General features: G+C 69.5%; 27 protein-coding genes and 5 pseudogenes. 13 read left to right on the top strand and 19 right to left on the bottom strand.

All coding sequences use genetic code 11. From position 1 onward, the window contains the following. Positions 1-108 precede the first annotated feature (108 nt). The 3 genes and pseudogenes from AB0D48_RS27285 to AB0D48_RS27295 form a co-directional block, all read left to right on the top strand. Entirely contained in the window at positions 109-1,398 is a 1,290-nt protein-coding gene (locus AB0D48_RS27285; RefSeq protein WP_362402403.1) for a hypothetical protein, read from the top strand. 218 nt (positions 1,399-1,616) lie between these two features. Then, positions 1,617-1,835: pseudogene (locus AB0D48_RS27290) on the top strand (hypothetical protein); the annotation flags it as partial. Next, positions 1,802-2,099: pseudogene (locus AB0D48_RS27295) on the top strand (transposase family protein); the annotation flags it as partial. The pseudogenes AB0D48_RS27290 and AB0D48_RS27295, both read left to right, overlap by 34 nt. 438 nt (positions 2,100-2,537) lie before the next feature. On the opposite strand, the pseudogene AB0D48_RS27300 reads toward AB0D48_RS27295, so the two are convergent. Beyond that, positions 2,538-2,732, bottom strand: a pseudogene (locus AB0D48_RS27300) (MerR family transcriptional regulator); the annotation flags it as partial. Positions 2,733-2,889: 157 nt separating this feature from the next. Here AB0D48_RS27300 and AB0D48_RS27305 point away from each other — a divergent pair. Beyond that, positions 2,890-4,293, top strand: a complete 1,404-nt coding sequence (locus tag AB0D48_RS27305; protein ID WP_362402290.1) for a YhgE/Pip family protein — start codon at positions 2,890-2,892, stop codon at positions 4,291-4,293. Positions 4,294-4,502: 209 nt separating this feature from the next. Here AB0D48_RS27305 and AB0D48_RS27310 read toward each other — a convergent pair whose 3' ends face one another. Beyond that, on the bottom strand, positions 4,503-4,817 hold the full coding sequence (locus AB0D48_RS27310; protein ID WP_362402293.1) for a hypothetical protein: 315 nt from the start codon (positions 4,815-4,817) through the stop codon (positions 4,503-4,505). 149 nt (positions 4,818-4,966) lie between these two features. After that, positions 4,967-5,539, bottom strand: a complete 573-nt coding sequence (locus AB0D48_RS27315) for a helix-turn-helix domain-containing protein (protein WP_362402296.1) — start codon at positions 5,537-5,539, stop codon at positions 4,967-4,969. Between the two features lie 118 nt (positions 5,540-5,657). Here AB0D48_RS27315 and AB0D48_RS27320 point away from each other — a divergent pair, with 118 nt between their 5' ends. Further along, positions 5,658-6,098, top strand: coding sequence for a nuclear transport factor 2 family protein (locus tag AB0D48_RS27320; RefSeq protein WP_362402299.1), 441 nt, complete (start codon positions 5,658-5,660; stop codon positions 6,096-6,098). 88 nt (positions 6,099-6,186) lie between these two features. Here AB0D48_RS27320 and AB0D48_RS27325 read toward each other — a convergent pair. From AB0D48_RS27325 to AB0D48_RS27370, 10 genes and pseudogenes are all read right to left on the bottom strand, one after another. Next, positions 6,187-6,861 (bottom strand): annotated as a pseudogene (locus AB0D48_RS27325) (ABC transporter permease); the annotation flags it as partial. A gap of 1 nt (position 6,862) precedes the next feature. Further along, a pseudogene (locus AB0D48_RS27330) lies at positions 6,863-7,021 on the bottom strand (ABC transporter); the annotation flags it as partial. Between the two features lie 112 nt (positions 7,022-7,133). Then, positions 7,134-7,265 carry a hypothetical protein gene (locus AB0D48_RS27335; protein ID WP_362402302.1) on the bottom strand — a complete coding sequence of 44 codons (132 nt, stop codon included), beginning with the start codon at positions 7,263-7,265 and terminating at the stop codon, positions 7,134-7,136. A 260-nt stretch (positions 7,266-7,525) separates the two neighbouring features. Next, positions 7,526-7,969, bottom strand: a complete 444-nt coding sequence (locus AB0D48_RS27340; RefSeq protein WP_362402305.1) for a DUF2267 domain-containing protein — start codon at positions 7,967-7,969, stop codon at positions 7,526-7,528. Positions 7,970-8,023: 54 nt separating this feature from the next. After that, complete coding sequence (locus tag AB0D48_RS27345) at positions 8,024-8,419, bottom strand: DUF2267 domain-containing protein (protein WP_362402308.1); 396 nt, start codon at positions 8,417-8,419, stop codon at positions 8,024-8,026. A gap of 98 nt (positions 8,420-8,517) precedes the next feature. Continuing rightward, a complete protein-coding gene (locus AB0D48_RS27350; RefSeq protein WP_362402311.1) occupies positions 8,518-8,952 on the bottom strand; it encodes an Hsp20/alpha crystallin family protein in 435 nt (144 codons plus the stop codon). Between the two features lie 316 nt (positions 8,953-9,268). After that, entirely contained in the window at positions 9,269-9,610 is a 342-nt protein-coding gene (locus AB0D48_RS27355; protein WP_362402314.1) for an STAS domain-containing protein, read from the bottom strand. 170 nt (positions 9,611-9,780) lie between these two features. Further along, positions 9,781-10,431: a class I SAM-dependent methyltransferase gene (locus AB0D48_RS27360; protein WP_362402317.1), complete on the bottom strand. Its 651-nt coding sequence runs from the start codon at positions 10,429-10,431 to the stop codon at positions 9,781-9,783. 291 nt (positions 10,432-10,722) lie between these two features. After that, entirely contained in the window at positions 10,723-12,159 is a 1,437-nt protein-coding gene (locus AB0D48_RS27365) for an MFS transporter (protein ID WP_362402320.1), read from the bottom strand. A 40-nt stretch (positions 12,160-12,199) separates the two neighbouring features. Beyond that, positions 12,200-12,634, bottom strand: a complete 435-nt coding sequence (locus tag AB0D48_RS27370) for an NUDIX domain-containing protein (protein WP_362402323.1) — start codon at positions 12,632-12,634, stop codon at positions 12,200-12,202. A gap of 982 nt (positions 12,635-13,616) precedes the next feature. On the opposite strand from AB0D48_RS27370, the gene AB0D48_RS27375 reads away from it, so the two are divergent. Both AB0D48_RS27375 and AB0D48_RS27380 read left to right on the top strand, forming a co-directional pair. Continuing rightward, positions 13,617-14,276, top strand: coding sequence for an alpha/beta hydrolase (locus tag AB0D48_RS27375; protein ID WP_362402406.1), 660 nt, complete (start codon positions 13,617-13,619; stop codon positions 14,274-14,276). Between the two features lie 212 nt (positions 14,277-14,488). Then, a complete protein-coding gene (locus AB0D48_RS27380; protein ID WP_362402326.1) occupies positions 14,489-14,956 on the top strand; it encodes a hypothetical protein in 468 nt (155 codons plus the stop codon). Between the two features lie 63 nt (positions 14,957-15,019). On the opposite strand, the gene AB0D48_RS27385 is transcribed toward AB0D48_RS27380, so the two are convergent. Together AB0D48_RS27385 and AB0D48_RS27390 are read right to left on the bottom strand one after the other, a co-directional pair. Further along, positions 15,020-15,325 carry a hypothetical protein gene (locus AB0D48_RS27385; protein WP_362402329.1) on the bottom strand — a complete coding sequence of 102 codons (306 nt, stop codon included), beginning with the start codon at positions 15,323-15,325 and terminating at the stop codon, positions 15,020-15,022. A gap of 736 nt (positions 15,326-16,061) precedes the next feature. Further along, positions 16,062-16,352, bottom strand: coding sequence for a hypothetical protein (locus AB0D48_RS27390; protein WP_362402332.1), 291 nt, complete (start codon positions 16,350-16,352; stop codon positions 16,062-16,064). A 446-nt stretch (positions 16,353-16,798) separates the two neighbouring features. Here AB0D48_RS27390 and AB0D48_RS27395 point away from each other — a divergent pair, with 446 nt between their 5' ends. Continuing rightward, complete coding sequence (locus tag AB0D48_RS27395; protein WP_362402336.1) at positions 16,799-17,353, top strand: hypothetical protein; 555 nt, start codon at positions 16,799-16,801, stop codon at positions 17,351-17,353. Between the two features lie 172 nt (positions 17,354-17,525). Next, positions 17,526-17,792, top strand: coding sequence for a hypothetical protein (locus AB0D48_RS27400; protein ID WP_362402339.1), 267 nt, complete (start codon positions 17,526-17,528; stop codon positions 17,790-17,792). 80 nt (positions 17,793-17,872) lie between these two features. On the opposite strand, the gene AB0D48_RS27405 is transcribed toward AB0D48_RS27400, so the two are convergent. The 3 genes from AB0D48_RS27405 to AB0D48_RS27415 form a co-directional block, all read right to left on the bottom strand. Next, complete coding sequence (locus tag AB0D48_RS27405; RefSeq protein WP_362402342.1) at positions 17,873-18,631, bottom strand: MBL fold metallo-hydrolase; 759 nt, start codon at positions 18,629-18,631, stop codon at positions 17,873-17,875. 95 nt (positions 18,632-18,726) lie between these two features. Continuing rightward, on the bottom strand, positions 18,727-19,722 hold the full coding sequence (locus tag AB0D48_RS27410) for a helix-turn-helix domain-containing protein (protein WP_362402345.1): 996 nt from the start codon (positions 19,720-19,722) through the stop codon (positions 18,727-18,729). 376 nt (positions 19,723-20,098) lie between these two features. Next, the gene (locus AB0D48_RS27415) at positions 20,099-20,524 is read right to left on the bottom strand and encodes a hypothetical protein (RefSeq protein WP_362402348.1); all 426 of its coding nucleotides are present in this window, start codon (positions 20,522-20,524) and stop codon (positions 20,099-20,101) included. Positions 20,525-20,607: 83 nt separating this feature from the next. Between AB0D48_RS27415 and AB0D48_RS27420 the strand changes: the two genes are divergently transcribed. From AB0D48_RS27420 to AB0D48_RS27430, 3 genes are all read left to right on the top strand, one after another. Next, positions 20,608-21,285: a helix-turn-helix domain-containing protein gene (locus tag AB0D48_RS27420; RefSeq protein WP_362402409.1), complete on the top strand. Its 678-nt coding sequence runs from the start codon at positions 20,608-20,610 to the stop codon at positions 21,283-21,285. 256 nt (positions 21,286-21,541) lie between these two features. Further along, positions 21,542-22,240, top strand: a complete 699-nt coding sequence (locus AB0D48_RS27425; protein ID WP_362402351.1) for a helix-turn-helix domain-containing protein — start codon at positions 21,542-21,544, stop codon at positions 22,238-22,240. 32 nt (positions 22,241-22,272) lie between these two features. Continuing rightward, complete coding sequence (locus AB0D48_RS27430) at positions 22,273-22,827, top strand: DUF3291 domain-containing protein (protein ID WP_362402354.1); 555 nt, start codon at positions 22,273-22,275, stop codon at positions 22,825-22,827. 156 nt (positions 22,828-22,983) lie between these two features. Here AB0D48_RS27430 and AB0D48_RS27435 read toward each other — a convergent pair whose 3' ends face one another. Then, a complete protein-coding gene (locus AB0D48_RS27435) occupies positions 22,984-23,976 on the bottom strand; it encodes a helix-turn-helix domain-containing protein (protein WP_362402357.1) in 993 nt (330 codons plus the stop codon). A gap of 52 nt (positions 23,977-24,028) precedes the next feature. On the opposite strand from AB0D48_RS27435, the gene AB0D48_RS27440 reads away from it, so the two are divergent. After that, positions 24,029-24,424: a cupin domain-containing protein gene (locus AB0D48_RS27440; RefSeq protein ID WP_362402360.1), complete on the top strand. Its 396-nt coding sequence runs from the start codon at positions 24,029-24,031 to the stop codon at positions 24,422-24,424. Positions 24,425-24,441 lie beyond the last annotated feature (17 nt).

A 24,441-nucleotide genomic window follows, 5' to 3' on the forward strand; every position in this document is an offset into this window, starting at 1 on the left:
GGACAACCCTCGTGCAAAGTTGCCGACTTCGCCTGTGACTCGTACGGTGGAAGGTAATTGGTGCAGAGCGCACTGGTGACGTTTCAACGATTTACCGGTCGGTGCGTCATGACAATTTGGAGCGATCTAGGCTTCTCTCAGAGTCCGTACGACACAAAATCTCTCCCGCCGACAGCAATAGGGGAGAGGTTGTTGGTGGGGCGAGAGAGGCATATAAAACGCCTGATTAATCGACTTGCCTCATCGTCGAGCCATGTGACCATCGAAGGTCAGGCCGGGGTCGGGAAGACGAGCTTGATAACCATCGCGAACTATCGCATGAAGAGAAATAGCGATAAGGCGCGAGCCCCTATCCTGCTCCCCATTGAAGTGCCGTTCCAGATTGCCACCAGGGAAAATGTCAAGCTGCTTGAGGCGACAGTTTACCGGGCGATCGCGGAGGGGTTCATACGGTATAGAGATGAATTGCAGGCGTGGGGTTACGACGCGCCCAAAGTGGCGGACGTCAATAAATGGATGAATTCGCCTATCGTTAAAACTCTCTCCGGCGGCGCATCCGTCCTGGGATTCAGTGTGAGCGCAGCCAGAAGTGAATCGGTGAACACTTCGCTCGCATTCGCCGAAGCTGGCCTTTCCAATACGGTTCGCAATTGGATGAGTGAATGCTTCGACCCTCCGGGGTGTGGATACTTCGTCTGCGTGCTCGACAACTTGGAGCTGCTCGTCAGCTCTACTTCTGCCCGGCAGGCGCTTGAGGAAATCCGCGATACGATCCTCGCCGAACCGGGCCTCAGGTGGGTAATATGCGGGGCACGCGGTGTGGTGCGTACGGCGGCTGCGTCACCGCGGCTCCAGGGCAGGTTGTGCCACCCTCTTGAGGTTGAGCCCTTGTCCATGGACGATGCCATCAGGGCACTTGAGGCTCGAATAAACGAGTTCTCGACGGGTGGGGCACCGCCAGTCGGAGCTATAGGTTTCCAATACCTCTACGAGATCCTGAAATGCAACCTCAGGAACACTCTCCAAAAGTGTGAGGATTTTAGCTTCTGGCTCCATGATGAAGGCATTCTTGGCGAGAGCGATATGGAGCATGCTGCGCTATTGCAATCTTGGCTGACACTCCTCTCGGACGAGTACGCGGGCAATCCTGGCATCTCCTCGGCCGGCTGGAGGCTTCTGGACGACATGGTCGGCAACGAAGGATCCTGTGATTTCGAGGATCACGATCTCTTCGGTTTTTCTGGCCCCGAAGAGATGAAGAGATACGCAGCGGAACTTGAGCGTCAGAATTTGGTGGAAATCTCCTCGGGTGACACGGGGGGCGATTCAGCCGTCGTCGCCCCGAACGGCTGGCTTGCTCGATTTTCGAGATCTGGCTATCAAATCCCACGCATCTGACCTGAGAAGCCGTCTCGTGCCGACGCACCGAAACCCTCACGACCCGGGTCCGGCCGACCAACGGTGTCGAAGACCCGGCGATGTGCCCCCACTACGGCGTGGGCCGTACGGGACGCATAGCGGGATGTGAGCGCCGCCTACTCCGCAGCGCGCCCCAACCACGCGTTCAGTGCCACTACGGCCTTGCCGGCAACGCATCTGACACCGTGCCCTGACCTGTTGCGCAGCGTCTGCACACGACGATGCTCGGCGCCATCGGGGCCGAGCGGGTGCTACTGAACGTCCACCCGGCGAGCAAGGCCGCGTCGGCCGCTTACCGGGCGTGGGGATACCGCAAGATCGGCGAGGCGCGGCCGTGGGGCGAGGGTGCGGACCTCCATGACGTGATGCTGCTCGATCTGCGCTGGAAGCGGCCCGTGAACTGTTCGGCAAGTTGATCACCGCGTTGCGGGGCGGGGCGCTGAGCCGGTCCGCAAGGGCCAGCCGTAGGGCTGCCGCTAGAGGACCGGGTCCTCCTGGTCGCCGCATACTGGCGGACCAACCTCACCCTGCGGCAGCCGGCCCCGCTGTTCGGAGTGCCGAAGTGGGCCGCCGACCGCACCATCGGCCCTTTCGGTCCCACCCTGGCCCCTCAACGGCGCAAGCGGTTCCGCGAGGACACCGTGCTGATCGTGGACGGCACCCTGTTGCCCACCTGCGACTCTGCGCCGGACCTGGTCCTCCTGCGCGAGACGCCGCAGCAGCTCGAACACCGGGGCGCAGATCGCGAAGACGATGACCGCCCGCTCGGCCAGGGCTTCCGGGTCCTCAAGACCGGCCGCGCGCTCCAGGTCCAGCCGGGCCACCGACCCGGCCAGCCTCGCGTAGGCGGCGAGCTCGCCCGGCGCGTACTGCGCGTCCAGCCGCCGCAGTTCCTTCAGCGCGGCCGTCAGTCCCTTCACGTGCGGTGACGTGCCGGGCGCCTGCCAGTCCAGGGCCGCGAGCAGTTCCGCCACCTCGTCCCCCGCGGTCGCGTCGGCCTCGGCTTCCTCCTCGTCGCCCCCGGCGCGCTGGGCCGCCACCGGCACCGGAAGGGCGTAGCTGACCGCTCCGAGGGCGCCCTCCGAGCTGTGGGCCTGGTCGACGGCCGCGAGTACGTCACGCGTGGCGGCGATGGAAAGGCCGCCGAGCGTGGTCAGTGCCTTGATCAGCCGCAGCCGCTGCGCGTGGTCCTCCCCGTACTCGGCCAGCGTCGCGGCGGTCGCCCGCCCAGCGGGCAGGAGACCCTGCCGCAGGAAGTACTTGATGCTGGCGACCGGCACGCCGGTCCGCCGGCTGAGCTCCGAGATCTTCATGCGGCTTCCCTGCTGGTCATGCGGCCCGGTAGCCGTATCGGCGATTGGACACCACAACAAGATACTGCCAGTATCCAGTACTGGATAGCTTAAGTATCCAGCCAAGGAACGCAGCCGCACCGCCGGAGGATCGATGCCTCACCCCACGCCCCCCTCCGTGCTCCGCCGACCGCAGCTGTGGATCGGAACGGGACTGATCGCCGCAGTGGTCTCGATGGTGTTCGCCCTGCTCTACGTCGGTGGCAACGTCAACCCCAGGGGCAACCTGCGCGACCTGCCCGTGGCCCTGGTCAACACCGACGGCGGCGCCGACGTCAACGGCCGCCGCGTCAACCTGGGCGAGCAGGTCGTCTCGGGGATTCAGAAGGCCGCCAAGGGCGACAAGAGCATCGACTGGCAGGTCGTCAGCCGTGAGGAAGCCAACAAGCGGCTGGGCCGGGGCAAGGTCTTCGGTGCCCTCGTCATACCCGAGGACTTCTCCGCCACGGTGACCGGGCTCACCGCCCCGCAGCCCGCACCCCAGGGCAAGGCAGCTCCGCCGACCCTGACCGTGCTGACCAACCAGGCCGCCGGCAGCATCGGCTCCTCCATGTCCTCCCAGGCCGCCCAGAAGGCCGCCCACGCCGCCTCGGCCCAGCTCGGCCAGGAACTCCTCAAGCAGGCCGGAGCCCAGAAGACCCCGCTCCCGACGGCCGCCCAGCTGAAGCTGGCCGACCCGGTGACCGTGAACGTCGCCGACGGCCACCCCGTCGGCTCCCGCAGCGCCATGGGCCTGAGCGCCTTCTACTACGCACTGGTCCTGGTCGTGTGCGGCATGCTCGGCGCCAACGTGGTCAACTCCCAGGTCGACACAGCGCTCGGCTACCTGCACACCGATTTCGGCCCCTTCCGCAAGCGGGAACCCGTTCAGCACACCAGTCGCGTCCGCACCCTGGCCATCGGCATGGCGCTCATGCTCGGCTTGTCACTGGTCATGGGCACCCTGGTCGAGGTGGCCACTGTCGACATCCTCGACATGGATGCTTCCCACCTCGGCCTGCTGTGGCTCTACTCGGTCGCTACCGTCGCGGTCGTCGGCATGGGCAGCCTGGCCCTGTTCGCCGCCTTCGGAACCCCCGGCATGCTGCTGGCCACCATCGTCTTCGTCGCGATGGCCGTCCCCTCATCCGGCGCCACCGTGCCCGTTCAGGCACTGCCCGGGTTCTTCCGCGCCCTCGCCGAGTTCGAGCCGCTGCGCCAGATCACCGAGGGGCTGCGCTCCCTGCTCTACTACGGAGCCCAGGCCGACGCGGGCCTGACGCGGGCATGGGCCGCGATGGGTGTCGCCCTGGTCGCCGCGCTGGTCTTCGGCTTCGCCGTCACCCGCTTCTACGACCGCCGGGGGTTGCACCGCATCCGCCGACCCGATGCCGAGACGGGGGCCGCGGTCGCCAACGGGGCCTCTGAGCCCGCCGAGGCCTCTGAGCCCGCTAAGGCTCCTGAGCCCACCAAGAGCCCTGAGCCCACCGAGACCCCTGAGTCACCCGAGTCCCCCGAGGCCGCAGCGCCCTCCACGGCCTGAGGCCTCAGACGGCCGGCTGGGCACGCAGGGTCCGGCGGGGTACGGGCTTCAGGGCGGCCGGTCTGACACGGCCGCCCAGTAGCCCGAACGAGGGAGTGCCCGACCAGGCACGTACGCCGCCACCCCCCGCCTCGACCTCGTGACCGGTCCGCGACCTGCCCCGAACGCGGCCCACGGCAGCGGGGACGTCAGGTCATGAGGAGCCCGCGCTACTGAACGTTCAGGCGGATCGGGTGTGAAGGGTCCACGGGGCACGTGAAGATGCGCAGCTCACCGAACCGGCCGACGTTGAGGTCCGGGGCGTCGCCGCTGTCCACCGTGAGGAAGAGTCGGGTCCGTGTGCCGCACGCCGGGCAGTCGATCGGCTCGAGGTCCGTCAGGTGCCAGCTGGGCCAGCCGCCCGCCTTCCATCCCTCCCGGCAGGAAAGACCGCGATGGTACTCGGTGCCGCGGGCTTGCGCCCAGGCCTCTGCCCGTTCGACGAGGTCCTCGGGCAGTTCGTCCTCGTCCGGAAGGCCGGTCACCGTCAGTGGATCGAGGACGCAGGTCTCGGCAGGTACGAGGCCACGGGGTCGACCGGCGCGGGGGGATCCAGGAGAGCTGTGTGCGACGCTGCCGAGCGGTGGCGCATCTCGACGGCGGGTCTTCCGTCGGAGGTTCGCGCGCCTTCGGCTCAGCGTGGCCGCAGTCCGTCGAATACGACCTGGAAGATCAGCTCCCGGGCCGCCGGATCCGCTCCGAGCTGTTCCATCGCCCTGCCGGTGCCGGCCAGGAGGGCGATGAACTCCGGCAGGCCCAGCTCCGGGCGGACCGCTCCGGCTTGTTGCGCGCCGGTCAGCAGTTCGGCGAGCCGAGCCTGGATCTCCATGGTCGGCTCCTGCAGCGACGCGTGCACGTCCACCCCGGCCGCAGCGAGAACCTGGGCGAACTCGTTCTTGCCCGCGGACTGTTCCACCACCAGTCGGAAACACGCGAAGAAGGCTTCGGCGGGCGCGGCCTCGGCGGCCAGCTGCGCGGTCTGCTCTGCCATCGTCTCCAGCCTGCGCACCATCACTGCTTCCAGCAGGGCTTCCTTGGTCGGGAAGTGTCTGAAGAGCGTGCCCACCCCTACCCCGGCGATCCGGGCGATCTCCTCGGTCGGTACACCGACGCCGCGGGTGGTGAATACCTCCGTGGCGGTGTCCAGCAATCTCGCCCGGTTGCGGGCCGCGTCCGCCCGCAGCGGGCGCTCCTGAGCGCCACCCATCTTTCTCCCACCTTTCGACGCCGACGGCAGAACACCCTGGACAACCGGAGTCACCAGTCCGTATCGTGAAACGGAGTCGCTAGTCCGATTGTAGCCGTGGATCCTCTGGGGGTTTGTCATGTCTGAAACGCTGTCACCGCGCGAGGTCTTCCAGAAACTGATCGAGGGCATCGGCGCGGGACGGTTCGCGGAGCTGGCCGAGCTATATGCCGAAGACGCCGTGGTGGAGACGGTCTTCGAGCCGGTCGGGCCGCGCCGGCTCGAAGGGCGGACCGCACTCAAGGAGCGGTTCGCTCAAGTCGACGCGAGTTCGCCCGTGGAACTGACCCCGGCGAACGTGGTCGTCCGGGAAACCGACGACGCAGAGGTGGTCGTCGCCGAGTTCGACTACCAGGTGCACCACCGGGTGACCGGGCGGACCTTCGAGGCCGCCAACATCCAGGTGTTGCGGGTCCGCGACGGCCTGATCGTCAGCAGCCGGGACTACCACGACCACCTCGCCCTCATCATGGCCGGCGGCAACCTGCCTCAGCTGGTGGCGGCACTGGAAGGCAAGTAGCACGACTGCAGGGCGTCGGAGTCCGCCGCCCTGGAGCGAGATGAGCTGGAGGCCGCGACCCTCGGGCAGCCGACCGGTCTTTTTCCCGCTACTTCGGGTCGTGGTTGAACTTGGAGGCCGACCAGAGGCAGCCGAGCACCGCGAGGCCCAGGCACCAGGTGACGGCGAGCCATCCGTTGTGCCCGATTTCGGTGCCGAGCAGCAGTCCGCGCAGGGTTTCGATGGCGGGTGTGAACGGCTGGTACTGGGCGATGGGCTGGAATCAGCCCGGCATTGCGTCGATGGGGACGAAGGCGCTGGACAGGAGCGGCAGCAGGATCATCGGCATCGCGTTGTTGCTGGCGGCCTCCGCGTTCGGGCTGATCAGGCCCATGCCGACCGCGATCCAGGTGAGCGCCAGGGCGAACATCGTGAGCAGGCCGAACGCCGCCAGCCACTCCAGGGCCGTGGCGTCCGTGGACCGGAAGCCGATGGCCACGGCGACGGCGCCGACGAGGACCACGCTCATCACGCACTGCAGCACGCTGCCGAGGACGTGCCCGATGAGTACCGAGGGGCGGTGGATGGCAATGGTGCGGAAGCGGGCGGTGATGCCCTCGGTCATGTCGTTGGACACGGACACCGCGGTGCCGATCGTGGTGCTGCCGATGGTCATCAGCAGGAGGCCCGGCACGAGGTAGGCGATGTACTCGGAGCGGTCCGCGCCGCCGTCCCCGATGCCGGCGCTCATCACGTCGCCGAAGACGTAGACGAAGAGCAGCAGGGTCGAAGCGCTCGAGCAGTTCGGCGGCCACCCGCCGCCCTTCGCGCTTGGGCAGGTGGTGCAGGTCCGCCATGAGGAGCATGTTCTCCTCGCGGGTGATCAGGCCGTCGACGGCGGAGAGGGTCATCGATGACGCCACCGAGTCGGGAACGGCCTTCGGTGGGCGCCACCGGGCAGGGCGGCACATCGGCCAGGGCCCAGCGGGTGGTGTAGTGCCCTTTCCCCAGGGCCGCCCCGGCGGTTGAGCGGGACATCCCGCGCGTCCCCCTGCGCTACGACCCCGCGATCATGCCTTCCGGATCACCGCCGTCGTGGCTCGCGCGCAGCGCCCGTACCCCAGCTGCGTCCCACTCGGTGGCGTGGCTCACGATCCCGGTCAGGGTGTAGGCGTACCGCGGCGCCATGGCGCGTCTTCTCTGCCGGGGCTTCTCCGCCGGGGCCCTTCCACCTCGCAGATGAGGGCGTCCGCGGTGGGCAGTGGCCGCAGCCGCAGCCGCAGCCGCAGACGCGGACGTGGATGATCGCGGCGGACAGCGTCTCATCACGCGTGTCCTGAATCCCGCCGCTCTGGCGGCCGCGACCTCGAGGGCGGGACCACCGGCTCCGCAATTTCCCATGGCCCTCTCGTGCGTCCCGCTCCACGTGTCCCCGGGACCGGGCGGGATCAGGCTGCGTGCTGGGGCTGTTGCAGTTGCGCCTGGCCGAAGAGGAGGGCGTAGCCGCCGGGGAGCTGGTGGAGGATCCGGGCGAGGAGGTCGGGCCCGGCGAGGCGCGAGACGACTGTGAGTACGGCGCCGGTGTCCCAGCGTGCGGTCGCCGGCGTGCCCCCGGTGCGGGCGGCCAGATCCTTGACGAAGCCCCAGCCGGTGAGCTGTTCGGCGTCGGGGATCTGGGCGGTCAGGGCGAGGGCGGCCTCGATGGGCAAACAGCCCGCGAGCTCCACGCGTTCGTCTCCGGTGACCTGTCGGCCGAGGGCGGCGAGGACGTGGTGGACGGCTTCTTCGGCGCGTTCGCGGGTGGGGTAAGCGCCCTCGTAGCGCACGCGTTCCAGCATCTGGTCGAACGTCATGGCCGTCCGGGACGGGGCCGTTCGAGGCTGGTCGTACATGGTGCTGCGGTTGCCTTTCTCGTCGAAGGTGCGGTTTCCGGCCGGTGGTGTCGGTCAGGTGGGCTGGGGGTGCCCGAAGAGGAGGTCGTAGCCGGGCGGGAGCTGGAGCAGGACCTCGCGGGTGAGAACGTCTCCCGCTGCGGCGGCCGCGGCGCTGAGGACCGCGCCGATGTCCCACAGGGCTGTCTTCTCGGTGGCCCCTTCGATCCAGGCCGCGGTCGCGCGGACGAAGCGTTCGGGTGAGAGAGGTTCAGCGGCCTGCAGGGGGTTGAGGAGGATCAGGGCGTACGTCTCGGGGAGCCGGGCTGCGAGCTCGGCTCGCACGGTGCCGACCAGGTGCGCGCCCAGCAGGGCCAGGACCACGCGGGCCGCCCGTTCGGCTTCCGCCCGGGTCCGGTACTCGCCGCGTTCCTGGACCTGGTGCAGGAACGCCTCCTGGCGCATCGGCATCACGTCACCTCCGGGGGAGGGGGAGAAGTAGAGGGGCGCGGAGGACGGGTTGCCGGAGGGGATGGGTTCCCCGTCCTCCGCCGCCGGTGCGGGGCTGTTCAGCCGGTGATCTGCTGGCGGCCGGATTCGCCGCCGATGGCGATCTTGCGGGGCTTGGCGCGCTCGGCGATCGGGATCCGCAGGGTCAGGACCCCCGCGTCGTAGTCGGCTTCGATGCGCTCGGTGTCGAGGGTGTCGGCCAGCATGACCTGGCGGGAGAAGACGCCGAGGGGTCGCTCGGAGAGCTCCATCTGCACGGTGTCGCCCTTGGCGGCCGGACGGCGCTCCGCCTTGACGGTCAGCATGTTCCGCTCGACGTCGATGTCGATCGCCTCGGTGTTCACGCCGGGGAGGTCGAAGGCGATCACGTACTCGTCGCCCTCGCGGTAGGCGTCCATCGGCATCACGGACGGCTGCGACCAGGTCCCGGTCGTCCCCGACAGCTGCTGGAAGATCCGGTCCATCTCGCGGAACGGGTCGGTGCGCATCAACATCGCGAAACACCTCCAGTTGGTTCAGGCAGGAACTGCCAATGCGCTTCAACGTGCTCCTGTTTTAGCATGTCATCGAAACGATGACAAGTAGGCTGTCATCCGGAGGATGACTAGGTGCGCGGTGAGTGTCATGGAGCGGAGTGAGCGAGGCAGCTGCCCCGCCGACCGCGTGCCTGCCCTTCCTCTCGCCGCCGGCGCCGCGGCGCTGGAGATCATCGACCAGCCGTGATGCGCTCAGGTGCCGGGCTCCGGCCTGCTGAGCGGCGGGGCCGCCTCAGCCGCTACGGCAAGCCCCGGCTCCGCCGGGGCACGTCCGTCAGTGAGTCGTGATGGGGAAGAGGTGGGCTGTGTCGGTCAGTTCCAGGAGACGCACGAACCGAGGGGACGGGGCACGCAGGCTGAGGCGCCGGCCATGCCTCTGGGCGGTGATACGGGCCTGGAGGAGAGCGTTGAGGCCGGAAGAGTCGCAGAAGGTGAGCTCGGACAGGTCCACGACGACCTCGCCGGGGCATTCCGGCCGAGTGATCACCGCCCGGAGGGCCTCCCGTAGCATCGGCGCCCGGTCGACATCCATCTCACCCCCCACCTGCACAACGACACGCTGCTCCCCGCTCTCCACCCGCGTCAGCGGGACTCCGTCATCCGGATCGTCTGCCATGACGGTCAGCGTAAGGTCCCGGCGGGCGCGGTAACAGGGCGTAGCGAAAGACCTGGTCACGGCCGCGTCCGGCCGCCAGTCGGTAGCGCCCGGCTGCAGGGTCCCGCACCGCACAACCCGCTTGCCGAACTGCCGCATCTCACCCGCGACCAGCAGTTACGGGAGAACCTTCAGACTTTACGGGCGAGGAGTTGAACCTCCTGGAATTGCCGTCGGTCGGTGGGCTGAGGCTCGCGAACCAACCGGGCTACCTCGGCCAACCCGGACTTGCGCAGCATCGCGGCGAGGTGATCAGGCGACCACCGATAGGCCGGCGCGACTGTGTGATCGAAGACCTGTGTCAGGTGAGACGAGTCATCGCTGGCCGAAAAACCGACCAGAAGGTGGCCGCCAGGTGCCAGCACGCGGTGGAACTCCGCCAAGATGACGGGGAGTTCTTGCGGCGGAGTGTGGATGATGGACCAACGTGAGAGTGCGCCGCCCAGCACGCCGTCAGCGATGTCCAACGCGGCCATCGAGCCCACGTCGAACCGCAGGCCCGGATGGGCCTGTCGAGCCAACTTGATCATCGCAGGAGAGGCATCGACACCGAACGCCGCCAGCCCCAGCTCGTCCAGATAAGCCGTGATATGGCCAGGCCCGCAGCCAAGGTCCGCGACCTGACGGTCCCCACCACCCGCACTTACGACCTCGGCGAATGCACCCAAGACCGCGCGGTCCAGAGGCCTGTCACGCAGGCTGTCGCGGAACAGCTGCGCATAGGTGGGGGCAACGGCGTCGTAAGCCTCGCGCGTGGCATTGAGGGCATCGTGTTCGACCATGCTCGCGACAGTAGTTCCTGGGGCCACGGGGCGAGCCGAGAGAATCACGATCGTCCCTCCCGCCCGGTTCGCCCGGCGGAAGGCGTTGTTGACTTCGGAAGCGTCCAGCCAGACGCGCGGTTGCTGACGGGGATGCCCGTGGTGGGCGGGTTTGTCAGACGGGTGGCTCGGCTGCGATCCGGAGAAACAGGGCAAGTCGCGTACGGGGGGCGGGGTGGCGCAGCCCCGGCAGGACCCCTCGCGCCGGGTCTCCCCGGTGCAGGTGGACCCCGACGGCGTTGAGAACGGCACTCATGCCCCACCACCCGTGACCGCGTCGTCGCGTCGTTTTCCGCCGTTGTCCGGCGGCGTTGCGGGCAGGACCTCGTCCAGGCCGGCGGTGGGGACGGGCAGCAGAGGGGTGTTCATCGGTTCACCGGAGTGGGCTCGAGGGACGGGGGGCCGTGCGGGCATGGCTCGCAGGGTACGGACGGGAGAGAAGTGCAGGACTGCGCAGGGGACGACGAGAGCGAGAGCACCGACCGCGAGGGCCGTACGGACACCGAACCGGCTGCCGATCCCGCCGGCGATGACGGCCGCCAGCGGGCGGGAGCCGGCGGTCAGCCACGTGGAGACCGCCTGCATGCGGGCCTGCATCCCTGCCTCAGCCACGCACTGGCGGATGGAGCGCTGCGTCGTGCCGGCCATGCCCGCGCAGCACAGCTGCACGAACAGGGCGACCGCGATGGCGATCTGCCATCCGGAGCCGGGGCGGGCGAGGAGCAGCGGGATCTGGACCAGGGGCGTGACCATCTGCGCCGCGAGCATCATCGGGCCGGGCCCGTACCGTTGCGTCAGGGCGGGTGCGAGCAGCGCCCCCGTGGCGGCGCCGAGCGTGCCCAGACCCATCACCGCGCCGAAGCGGCCGGCCGGCATGGCCAGTTCGCGCAGCAGGTACAGCGCCCACAGGGTGTTGAGCAGGCCGAGGCCGAGCGAGGTGGTGGCGTTGACCAAGGTCAGCGTGCGCAGGGTGACGTCCGCGAAGACGTAGCGCATGCCTTCGCGGATCTTCTCGCCCGGGCGGCTGGTCCGCTGATCCGGAACGAGAACCTCGGAGACCTCGTCCTTCTTGATGCGCGCGGTGCAGCAGGCGCTGACCAGGTAGGAAAGCACGTCCACGAGCAGGGCCCGAGCCGTGCCGACCATACCTGCGGCCGCTGCCCCGAGCTGGGTGCCGCACACCGCGGCGACGGCGAAGAGCGCCCCGATGCGGCTGTTGCTCTTCGGGATCAGGGAACGATCCACCAGGGCCGGCACGATGCTGATCGCCGCGGCGTCGTGCATCATCCCCGCTGTCGTGTTCACCGCGGCGACGACCATCAGCTGGCCCAGGCTCAACGAGCCGAAAGCGGCGCCCAGCGGCAGGGAGAGCACCGCGACGGCGCTCACCAGGTCACCGCAGATCATCACCATCCGCTTGCGCCTGCGCTCGGCGATCACCCCCGCATGCAGGGCGAACAGCAGTGGGGGCAATTGCCCGACCACAGCCAGCAGTGCCACCTGGCGGGTAGACGCCTCCAGCTCGATCACCGCCAGGAGCGGGATGACCACGATGCTCAGGGACGATCCCGCGACCGATGCCGCTTGACCTGCGATGTACAGGCGGAACGCCCGGTGGCGCCACAGCGACGGCACCTCCCCTGCCGGCTCCTGTGATGAAGACCGTGCGTCTTCGGGCAAGGCGCTCACGCGGACCCTCCGATCGACACTGCGCGATGGCGGGGCGCGTTCACCGCGATGCCCCCGGCAGGTCCGGAGGGAAGGCGGCGGTGCTGTAGAGGGTGCCCGCGACGTACTGGTCGAGGACGGCCTGGGCCAGGGGGTGACAGTCGGCCGGCAAGCCGCCGGGATCCGCCCACACCACCTCGCTGTGCAGACCTGGCGCGGCGTTGCGGGGCTCCCCCGCCCAGCGCTGGGTGGTGAAGAGGGCGCACAGTCGGCCCGCGCCCGATTCGCACTGGTAGTGGAGGAGGCCCGCGAACTCGATGTCCTGCGATTCCACACGGATGCCGAGGCTCTGGAAGGCCTCACGGCGTACCGCTGTGTCCAGCCATTCCGCTGCCTCCAGCCGGCCCCCGATGAGGCTCAACCGGCCACGGTCAACGCCGGAGGCGTGGCGCACCAGGGCCGTCCTGCCGTCGGGGCGAAGAGCAAGCAGGACCACGCTGGTGAGTGGCCGGTAACCCGGCCCGCGGAGAACAGGTTCCGTGGCGGTCTGTTCGACTGTGGCGGGGGCTGTGCGGGGGCTGAGCGTTGTCGGCAAAGGTCCTCCCAGAGTGACGCCGGAACCGAGCGGTGCTCGAACAACCCGCCGCCCCCGGGTGCCGTAACGGCCCCGGGAGGGCGAAAACTTCGAACGTGATTGCGGGCCCGGTGTCCAAGGCAGTCCTGTCGGGCATGGGTGCTTCTGAACTCACACGTTCGAGTGGCTGCGGCTGCCCGGCACCCGATCAGGGACTTGCGCGGCCGCCGCGCCCCCGGCGCGGACTGCGGGGCAGGTGGAGCAGTTCGGCTGCACGTGGCGGGTGGGCGTGATGGGATCGGCGGGGTGAAGGATCCCTTTGGCTGTGACGAGCCGGCTCTCTTGGCGTGTTCCGGGACCGCTGACCGGGTGGCGGCGCGCCGCGCCGTTGCGTCGCGCGCAGCCGACGCGAGAGAGCTGGCGCTGCTGCTGGACATGCTCGGGCTGCTGCCCGAGGCCGGCCCGGTGTCGACACGCCCCACCGGGGAGGAAGGCTGACCCGCGTGGGTGACCCGGCTGCCCTTTGAAGCGGTGCCGCGCGGGCGCTGCCGCGCCGCGCCGCCGCACGCGGTCGCACGCCGCCGCACGCGGTCGCACGCCGCCGCACGCGGTCGCAGCGCCGCTGGCCTGGCCGCGCGGTGCCGCCGCTCTCCAACGTGGTCGCCCGCTTCCGACTCCAGCGCGGGATTCATACAAGCGTATTGAACAATCGTCATATACGTTTGTATGATCGCTGTGGAAGTTCCGCACCGAACCTTGGGGGAGTACCGAATGTCCGTCCAGCCCACCCGCGCCGTCCTCTCCATCGACGGCCGCGCCCTGTCCTACCTGGACTTCGGCGGCACCGGCCGCCCCCCTCCTCGCTCTCCACGGCCACCTCTCGGAGGGCTCGTCCTTCGCGGCCCTGGCTGCCGCCCTCGGTCCCGACTGGCGGGTGATCGCGCCCGACCAGCGCGGCCACGGCGACTCCGACCGGGCCGGCGACTACACCCGCGCCGGATATGTTGCCGACCTCGTTGCCCTCCTTGCCCACCTCGGCATCGACGAGACCGTCGTCCTGGGCCACTCGCTCGGTGGGATCAACGCCTACCACCTGGCCGCTGAACACCCCGCACTGGTCGGGGCCCTCATCAATGTCGACGCCCCCGTCGACCTCCCTGACCACGGCACCAGCCCCCTCGCTTTCGTGCTGAACTTCCCCTACACCGCAGCCTCCCGTGAGGACCTACTCGCCGCCTGCGGACCCCTGGCCCACACCATCGCCCCAGCGTTGCGCCGCCTGCCCGACGGATCGGGCTGGCGGCTGCCGTTCCACCCCGGGGACACCGCCGACTCCGAGACCCTCGTCCACGGCGATCACTGGAAGCAGTGGCTCGCGACCGACTGCCCCGCACTCCTGATCCACGGGCTCCGCAGCCAGGCCCTGCCCACAGACCAGGCCCTCGACATGGTTGATCGGCGCCCGGGGACCGCGTACCGCGCACTGGACACCGACCACTTCGTCCCACTGGCCGACCCGGAAGGGTTCGCGACCACCGTTCAGGAGTTCCTCGTTGGCATCTGAACTCCCCGTCGCCGACCTTCTGCCACGCCTCCATCGGGCTCGTTGAGGCAATGGCCTCGGCCGGGCACGTCAGGATGTCCGAGGGCGGCCAGCCCCTGCCCGGGCATCCGGCCTGCCCGGCCGAAGACGACTCCTGGCGAGGGGGCCCCACCCGTGCACGTCCACGGATATCCGCTTGGCGGCCGGCCGCCCGGACCCTAACGTCCACACCCATGGACATCACCTTTCGGAAGCTGCCGGACGATCAGCACGAGATCCTGGTCACCGGACGCAAGGGCCCCGACGTCCGGCTGCTCGCCCACCCGGACGGTCCCCTCATTCCGCACGATCTGGCGCACGCCGCGGTCGAGGAGGCGCTCGGCATCCACGACGGGTTCTGGGGTGCCGTCGCCGACGGGGCCACCTTCCAGGGCATGGAGCCGACCGAGCCCACCCGGCACCGGCGGTCGGGCCTGAAAGTCCTGCGCCGCAAGGGCGGAGCCGTGCTGGCGGCGGAGCTTTCCGTCAACTGGGCCTACCGGGTCTGGTCCGGGAGGTCCGTCACGGGCCGCGGAGTTGGCCGTTCCCCGCTGGACGAGGCGGCACTGCATCGCGCCACCACCGCCTTGGAGGCGGCGGCCGACCGCTGGGCGGCCGTGCCGGAGGGCGGGAGCCTGGTCTGGCACTGGCACCGCCCTTGAGCGCCGGCGCCGGCGGCCCGTCTGTCCGGGTGAATCCGCGTCACCGTTACGGCGCGCGGGTCGTCAGCGCCCTCCGGCCCCGCCACGTACAGCGGTGACCAGCCAGGAACCGCTGCGCAGCCACACCGCTCCGTCCGCCTCGTGACGGCGCAGGGCGGCCGTCAGTGCCCGGCGCGCCTCGGCCTGCTGCTGCGGGCCGACCTGGCTGAGCAGATGGCGCCCCGGGCCGGAGTCCAGCAGGAACGCCGCGGCATCCGCCGCGTCGGCACCCCACTTCCCCGGCGCCACGACCCGCTGCACATCGACGCCGGCGAACCCGACCCCGGTGAGCAGGGCGCGGATGCGGTCGGGATCGGTGAGCGAGAACATGCCCGGGCCGCCGGACTTGCCGAAGCCGCCGAGCGGCAGTACGTCCTCCAGCGAAGCCGGGGCCCGAAGCCACTCGTTGGTCCCGGCTTCGGCCGCGCAGATGAAGGCCAGCCGGCCGCCGGGCCAGCGCGCGGTGGAGGTTGGCGAACGCGGCGGCGGGGTCGGTGAAGAAGGTCATGCCGTACCGGCTGATGACCGCCGGTGCTGGGGCTGGCGATGACACGCCCGGCGGCCGCGCTGCACACGCGGGAGGGCTTCCAGGCCGGCGCGCCCGCGTTCGACGCGATCCAGGACGCCTTCACCGCCTACCTGCAGGCGGAGCAGCGCGGGGGCCGACTGCCCGCCCACGCCGACGCTCCCACCATCGCGCTCGCGCTCGTCGGCACGACCCACCACCTGCTCATGACGCGGGTCCCAGGTGGCAGCGAGGGACCTCAAAACGACAATCGGGCGCCTGCTCGCCGTGCTGCTCGGCGCACCCCCGCCGCCCGTTTGGTGACTGTCTTCGAGTCAGCGGCTGTGGTCGTTGTTGGGGAGCTGCGGGGGCGGCGTACGCAGTGGCCGCCGACGAGGCGCCGCGCGGTTACGACCTCCGGTTTCCGGACGCGAACAAGTCCGAGGACGGTGTGCTGGAGGTGGCCATCGCGTCGCAGACCTCGATCACTGTCGAACTGGCCCAACCAGTCACCACGGTGAGCCTCTTGGGGAGACGCGCGGAGGTCCACACGGTCCGCTGTCACGCTGACGAACCGCGGGCCGCCGTCGCTGCCATCAAGAAGTTGCTGCCGATCAACAGCTGCCAGGGTCGACACTGCCACCGCAGGTGGTCATGCGGAACTGCCAGCCGTGACGTGAGAAGAGCCGCACGGGTCGGGTAGACCGTGAAGCAAACCTGGGCACGAATGGCATGCTCCCACCGCGCCCTGTCTGGGCTCTCCCACGCGCGGCGCGAGACGACCTCGATGGAGGAACGCTCCAGCAGCCGGCGCGGGCGGTGCGAATCGTTCTCGAAACCATCGATCAGCACCAGCGCAGACTGCCAGCCACCTCCGACAAGCCTCGCACCGCCCCGGAGTCGCCTTGTCTCGCTCAGGCGCTGCTGCTCCTCACCACCGACCTCGCACACGGCCGTGATAATTGACCCCAAAAGTTCTGTTTCAACCCGAAGTGCGACAAGGATGGTTGGCGCGCATCGCAGTCCAACCGCCAGCGGGGGCGTAGGGGGTCGGGACCGTTCGACGGCCTGGATGTGGCGGTATGCCGTTGACACCTGCCGAACGGCGTGCGACAAAGACTGCAGGGCGTGTTCGGCCACTGTCTCCTCGTCTGAGGTGCGGTTCTCTCGTGACCGGGCCGCCAGCACGTGCCCGTGCCCGTGCCGACGCCGGGGCTGCGTGAAAATTCGCTGTCGCCATACGCGAGACTGTCGAACAGTGGGCACACCACCGCACACATGTGAACGGACAACTCTCCTTGACCACGATTCCCGGATCCCGTGTCCCGGGGCGGACCTGGACGGTCCGTCTGACCGGCCACGCCGACCACACCGTCTCCGTCGCCTGCAGCACCGAGGCATGCCGCATGCCGCCCCGGTCCAAGGACACGGCGGCCATGCGGCGGTTCGCCGCCGAGCACGCCCGCGCGCACGCCCGCCTCGCCACCGTCCGACCCCACGCAGCGTGTGCCTGCCGAGCCGCCGAATGCGGATTCCACGAGGACACCAGAGCCTCCTGCACCGGTGCCCCGCTCCTCGTCCTCATCCACAACCCGGCCATCGGCCAGGTCTGGACCCTCGCCGAAATCTGCCAGGCCTGCGCACCCCTGATCTCCCACACCGCCGTCCTCGGCCGCGCCGAGCGGCCGACGGCTTCTCCTGCCTCCGCAGCATCGGCCGCGGCTCAGCCCGTCCCCGCCGCACCCGTCCCGGCACGTGTGGCCGTGGCCGGCGGCTTTTCGTCCCCCGAGGCCGCGCCCGAAGCTGTTCCTCGCCGCCGCCCGCAGCGCGGCGGCCCCCGACGTACCCGCTGAAGAGCCGCCACACGACCCGCGCGTTCCGGGTCAGTTCCAGGGTGGTCGACCCGCCGGTGCTCCGGTCGGCAGCCGGAGCACCGCATGCGTCCTCGGCGCGCCGCGTGGCGGCTTCTCGGCGGTCCTGTCTGATGGGACTGTCGTCCTGGCCGTCCAAGGAGAGAGTTTCATCGTGACAACCACCGAGCAGATCGCCCGTGACGCCGTACGCCGCATCCTGGGGGACACCGCCCATGCCGACGTGACCACCTTCCCCGGTGGCAACCTGTCCATCAGTGTGCACAGCGGCGACCACACGGCCACCATCGACGGCGACGACAGCAGTGGATGGGGCTGGACCGTCGACCCCGGAACCGACGACGGGTTCACCGGGCACGAGGACGTTGCGGAGACCCTCGATGACGCCCTGATCGGTGTACGCGGAGAGATCGGCGCCTGAAACCACGACCGAGCTGACGCGGTCCGCGCCGTGACCCGGGAACGGCCGGTCCTGGGTCTGTGTGGGCCGCTCGGCGGGCGTCACGCCTTGACGCTTTCCGCCCGGGTCGTGAGGCGCCCCCGGGCGGCGAGGCGGGCGAGGCGGCGCTGCTCGCGGGTCGCCCAGCGTCGTACGCGGTCGGGGTCGAGCGGGGTGCCGTGGCCCACGTGGAGGCGCGTGGGGTTGAGGGCGAGCATCTCGCGCAAGCTGACGAGGTTGCTGAGCGGGTCGTCGTGGAACGGTGGGTTGGCCGGCTTCCCCGGTATGAGGCCCATGAAGGAGTTGGCCACCAGGTCACCCGCGACGAGGTCACCGGTGTCGGTGATGACGGAGACCGAGCCGGCGGTGTGTCCGGGAGTGGGCATGATGCGCGCCGCGAGCCCGAAATCGTCGAGGCTCGTCTCGCCGCGGACCAGGATGTCCGGTTCGAGGCGTTCGGCCTGCACGTGGAGGTTCTTGTTGCGGTTCATGAGGCGGCCCATGGGGCCGGTGGGCAGGTACGGCTCGCGGACCCGGCCGGTGCGGAAGGGCTCGACGTCGGCGATGTGACCGGCGACGGGCGCTCCGGTCAGCCGGTGCAGCTCGGCCGCGGAGCCGAAATGGTCGATGTGGCCGTGTGTGATGACGATCAGCGCGATGTCCGCGGGGTCCACGCCGTGGGCGGCGACCTGATCGTAGATCTTCCGCGCGCTGCCCGGCGTGCCGGCGTCAACGATGACGGGGCGCCGACCCAGCAGCAAGTACGCGTTGACCGCGTGCCTGCCCAGGACCGGGATCGGGATGACCTTCGTGTGGGACATCGTGTTCTCCCTCGTGTGGTGGAGCGTGTTTCGGGCATGACGGTGTTCGCCACGGCCCCGGGGGCGGGGGCCGGGCGGGACTTTCACGACAGGGTTTAGCGGAAGCGGCGCCGGTACTCGGCGGGAGTGGTTCTCAGCTGGCGCTGGAAGGAACGGTGCAGGGTTTTCACGGAGCCGAGACCGCTGGCTGCGGCGACTTCCGGCAGGCTCAGGTCGGATTCCTCCAGCAGTCGGCGGGCCGCCTCCAGACGCGCGGTTTCGACGTAGGAGGCGGGGGTGCTGCCGGTACGCCTGCCGAACCGGCGCGAGAAGTGGCGCGCGCTCAGGTTCATCCGGGCGGCGAGGGCTTCCGTCGAGAGGTCCTCGCGGGGATGCTCAGTGATCCAACGGCAGAGTGCTTCCACCGGATCGTCGGAGGGGGCCTGTACGGAGAGCGGCACACTGAACTGGCTCTGCCCACCGGAGCGTTTCACGTACATGACCATCATGCGGGCGGTGGCGAGTGCGACGGCCTGACCGTGGTCCTCGGCCACCATCGCCAGGGCCATGTCCAACCCCGAGGTGACCCCCGCGCAGGTCCACACGCGACCCGACCGGATGAAGATGGGATCCGGATCGACGCTGACCTCCGGGTGGTCGGCGGCCAGCTGCGCGGCGGTGAGCCAGTGGGTCGTGGCCCGCAAGCCCTTCAGGAGCCCCGCATCGGCCAGCAGATGCGCGCCGGCACAGATGGAGCCGATCCTTCGGGCCCGGGGATCTCCCCGGCGCAGCCAGGCGCTCACCGTCTCGTCGATGACCGCCTCGACGTTGTCTCCGTCCTGGGTGATCGCACCGGCTACCAGCAGGGTGTCCACCCTGCCGTCCACCTCCTCCAGCGCCAGGTCGGAAACCAGCCGAACACCGCTGGAGGTGGGCACCTCGCCTCCGGCGGCCGTCGCGATCTGCACCTGGTATGCGGCACCCTCTTGACCCTCTTGACCCTCTTGTCCCGCGACCCGGGTCGCCACGGAGAACACCTCGGCGGGCCCAGTGACGTCGAGCAGCTCGACGCCGGGGAAGGCAACGATGACGACTCTTCGCGGTGTGGGCATGCACCGATCATTCGCCCTGCGGCGCGTGTCCGCAATGACGAGGTTGTCTCAGATCCAGACATCGGAACCCGCCGTCCGGCTCCCGGGGGTGGGCCCGATGTGGGCCGTGTACGTACAGCCGTCGAGGAGAGCCCCGATCGCTGGGGCGAGCAAGCAGACGCCGCCGATTCGCTGGACGGACTTGAGGGGACGGACTTGGCGACGAGACGGCCGGCCAGACCGGACGTCCTCGCCATGGCCCCGCAGCCGACTTGCCGGCTGCGCCCCCTGGATGCCACCCGCAGACGACCCGAGGCGAGCGGCGGCACGGGCGGGTGGTGCCGCGAGGCGCCACCCGCCGGTCGGTTCCAGCACGCTCCCCGGCTCTTCACAGCGGCTACCGCGCGGTGCGGTACCGCTCGGCGAGCCGTGCGAGCGCGACTGCACCGAGGAGCAGTCCGAAGTCACGCAGCGCGATGTCGTAGTGGCCCGGGATGGTCAGCAGGTTGACGATGATGCCGGCCAGCCAGCCGGCCACCAACCAGCCCCCGAAGCGGGGAGCCAGTGCCACGGTGACGCCGGCCAGGATCTCGATCACACCCACCGCGTACATGGCCGCCTGGGCGCTGCCGGGAACGACGTTGTCGATCCACGGCGCGAGGTAGGCGGGCCAGTCCACGAGCAGGTCGGCGAATTTGTCCAGGCCGAACAGGATCGGCGCCACCGTGAATCCGACACGCAGGATCACGAACGCCTGGTAGCCGGGGTCTGTAAGCACTCTCCGCCGCGGGGCGGCGGAGGTGGTGGTGGTTTCGGAGGCCATGACCCCTCCTTCTATCGACAAGGTTCATTGACAATAGAAGCACCGATTTGACTCTTTAGTCAATGATTGTGGGTTTTACACTGGTGTACATGGATAGCCCGCAGGAAGTGCGCGACGCTGCGGTCTCCGCCATCGCCGCTCTCGGCGAGCCGACCCGACGGAGGCTGTACGACCACGTGGTCCGCCAGTCGGGCCCGGTCAGCAGGGACGAGGCCGCCGCTGCTCTTGGGCTGGCACGGCAGACCGCTGCGTTCCACCTGGACCGGCTGGCTGACGCATCACTGCTCGATGTCTTCTACGAGCGTCGTAGCGGGCGCTCCGGACCGGGCGCGGGCAGACCGGCCAAGCTCTACCGCCGCTCGGCGAACCAGGTCGCGGTCAGCCTGCCGGACCGCCGCTACGAGCTGGCCGGACGCCTCCTCGCCCAAGCCGTGGAGGAATCCGACGCGACCGGCGAGTCGGTGCGGGCTGTGCTGCACCGCAAGGCCGAAGAACACGGCGAGCAACTGGGCGAGCGGACCACGGCAGGCGTCTTCGACGTGCTGGAGCGGTACGGCTTCGAGCCGCGCCGCGAGGGCGAGGTCATCGTTCTGGCCAATTGCCCCTTCCACGCGCTGGCCCGGGAGCACACCCGGACGGTGTGCGGCATGAACCTCCATCTGCTTCGCGGTGTCCTCAGCGGGCTGGGCGAGGCGGGGTTCGAGGCATGCCTGGCACCCGGCCCCGGGCGGTGCTGCGTCCGACTGCAGCCAGCCGCCTGATCAGGCCGGGACGATGTCAGGCCGCCCTGCCGGCACCTCGTCGTCCACCCTTGCTCCCCCGAGTCGGACGCCGGTCGGACGCCGAGACCTACGGGGCGGCGGCCTGGGTGCCGTCCTCTGGCTAAGGTGCCGAACGGTCCGTGCACCCACAGAAGTTGGCGAGTGCGGGCGAAGGACGGCTGGCCGCGTCGAGCGCCGCATGTGGCCTCCGGGTCCCGGTTCTATCTCCAACCTGCATTGTTCCTAGAATGGTCACGTGGAGGACATCAACGCGATCGCGGTGTTGCAGGATCCGGTGCGGCGCCGTCTGTATGAGTACGTGGCGGCGCAGGGCCGCGAAGTCGGCCGCAACGAGGCCGCCGAGGCGGCCGGGGTGGCACGCACGCTTGCTGCGCACCATCTGGACAAACTGACTGAGGCCGGGCTGCTGGAGAGCGGTAGCCGACGCCTGACGGGCCGCTCGGGGCCGGGGGCGGGTCGCCCCGCCAAGGTCTACACGCGGGCGCGGACCGAGCGGTCGGTGTCGCTGCCCGCCCGTGACTACCGCACCGCCGCCGAGCTCCTCGCCGAGACCGCCGAGCAGGCCGGGCTGGACGCCGGGCTCTGCGCGGCCGCGCGCCGCCGGGGCGAGGCCCTGCGTGGCACGGCGGCGCCTTGCGGCGGCCTCCAAGAAGCCATGGAGATGCTGACGGCCCGCGGCTACGAGCCGTACCTGGAAGGCGTCGAGGGTGCCGACGTCGGCGAGGGGGAGAGCGGGGTAGCCGCACGCGTCGTCCGTATGCGCAACTGCCCCTTTCATGCCGTCGCCGAACGCTTCCCTCCACTGGTCTGCGGCATGAATCTCGCGCTGCTGGAGGGGCTGCTCGGTACGGAGGGTCCCGTCCGCGCTCGCATGGACGCTCGACCGGGGGAGTGTTGCGTGGTGGTCGAGACTTCTAAAAACAATGATGATTGACATAGAAAGAAGGGTCGTGCTGGGATGAGGCCATGACCGCATCCGCGCATGCCGCCCACCTCGCCCAGCTCAACGTCGCCACGCTCCGTCACCCCCTCGACGACCCGCGCATTGCGCCGTTCGTCGAGATGCTCGACCCGGTCAACGCCGCCGCCGACGGCGCGCCCGGCTTCGTGTGGCGGCTCGTGGAGGAGGGGGCGGCCGACGCCACCGGGATGCGCCCGGCGGGCGAGGACGTCATCGTCAACCTGTCGGTGTGGGAGACCCAGGAGGCTCTGTGGGACTTCGCCTACCGCAGCGGGCACTTGGAGGTGATGCGGCGGCGCCGCGAATGGTTCGAACGGCACGTCGAGGCGCACCTGGTGCTCTGGTGGGTTCCCGCCGGTCACCTGCCGACCGTCGGCGAAGCCCTGGAGCGGCTGGCGGACCTGCGCACGCACGGGCCGTCCCCCCGCGCGTTCACCTTCGCCGCCTCCTACACCGCCGCCGAGGCCGCCCAGCACCTTCGGGCCGTGCCGCCGACGCAGCCTGAGCAGGCCGCCCGGAGCGCGCGGCCGACGCCGGCGGCGGGCTCGGCGGCGGTCTGAAGCAGGGACGCTCAGCCCGGCAGGGGACATCGCCTCTGTGGCAGTCGCCGGCGGTCTTCACTCACGTGCGGTCACGCTTCCTCCCCGGAAACCGGCCTCTGAGAGGGAGCCGTTCTCGACGGCACGTCCCGTGCCGCGCGGGAGAAGGATGCCCTGTCAATTTGTCCCCGGCCCGAACCGACGCTTGTATGCAGACGGAGTGATGCCCGTGTCGCGGCGCATCAGCGTGCGCAAATTGGCAGCGGTGCCAAGCCCGCTGCGCCGCGCGACCACCTCGAAGCGGGACTCACCTCGTTCGATCAACCGGCATGCCAAGGCAAGTCGTTCGCCCGTGAGCCACGTCAAGGGCGTCGTTCCCAGTTGTGCCCGGAAGCGGCGATGGAGCGTCGCCGGACTGACCGCCGCGCGCGCCGCGAGGTCAGAGACCGTGAGCGGTGAGTTCAACCTCTCCTGGGCCCAGGCCAAGACAGGTGCCAGGGACTCGTCAGGCAGGTCGGGCATGGGGCGCTCCACGAACTGACGCTGCCCGCCGTCGCGGTGCGCCGCGAAGACAAGTCGCCGACTCACGGAGTTGGCGACCTCCGCACCGTGGTCGCGACGGACCACATGCAGCCCGAGATCGAGCGCGGCCGCGCTGCCCGCAGCGGTGAGGATGTCACCGTCGTCCACGAACAGCACGTCTGGTTCGAGTTGGACAGAAGGGAAGCGGGCCCGGAACGAATCCGCCCACTGCCAGTGCGCGGTGGCCCGGCGCCCGTCGAGGACTCCGGCCTCAGCCAGGGTGAAGGCGCCGCTGCAGAAGCCGACCAGGCGCGCGCCGCGCGCGTGCGCCCGCCGGACGGCATCGAGCACGGCTGGGCGGCGGGGCACCTCGACGTCGGGCCGGTTGGGGACGATCAAGGTGTCCGCCGTGTCGGCAGCTTCCAGATCGGCGACTGCCGTAAGCGTGAAGAACCCGTCCCTCATCAGGGTGCGGGGCTCGGGGGAGCAGAGCCTGAAGTCGTAGAGATCACGGCCGATCTCCGGTCTGCGCAGCCCGAAGACCTCGGTCGCGCAGCCGAGTTCGAAGGGATTCGAGTTCTCGTCGACGATCACGACGACCCGGTGCAGGCCTGCCGGACGCGGTGCGTGCGAGGATTCTTTCGACATACGCAATTCCTAGCACTCACGCCGGCCATGGAAAACGGCTCAGGATGAGCGCATGAGTAACGAACCCATCCCCCTCGACAGGGCTCTGGCCTCCTTCGATGCCCTGTGGAGCCCCCGCATCGTCACGCGCGTGAACGACTACGACGTCCGCATCGCCAAGGTCGAGGGCGAACACGTCTGGCACGTCCACGACGCCACCGACGAGTTCTTCCTGGTACTCGACGGAGAGCTGCACATCTCCTTGCGCGAGGCCGATGGGGAGCGCACGGTCCGGCTCCCACAGGGAGCGGTCTTCACCGTCCCGCGGGGCACGGAGCACAAGCCGTACGCTCCGTCCGGCGCCGCGATCCTCATGTTCGAGCCCGCCGGGACGCTGACCGTGGGCGATCGCCACGACGAGGTACCGGACCATGTGGACGCAACGACCGGGCACATGCTCAACACCTGAGCTGCCAGGCTTCGGGC

Source organism: Streptomyces sp. NPDC048269, from assembly GCF_040652395.1.
Classification (GTDB): domain Bacteria; phylum Actinomycetota; class Actinomycetes; order Streptomycetales; family Streptomycetaceae; genus Streptomyces.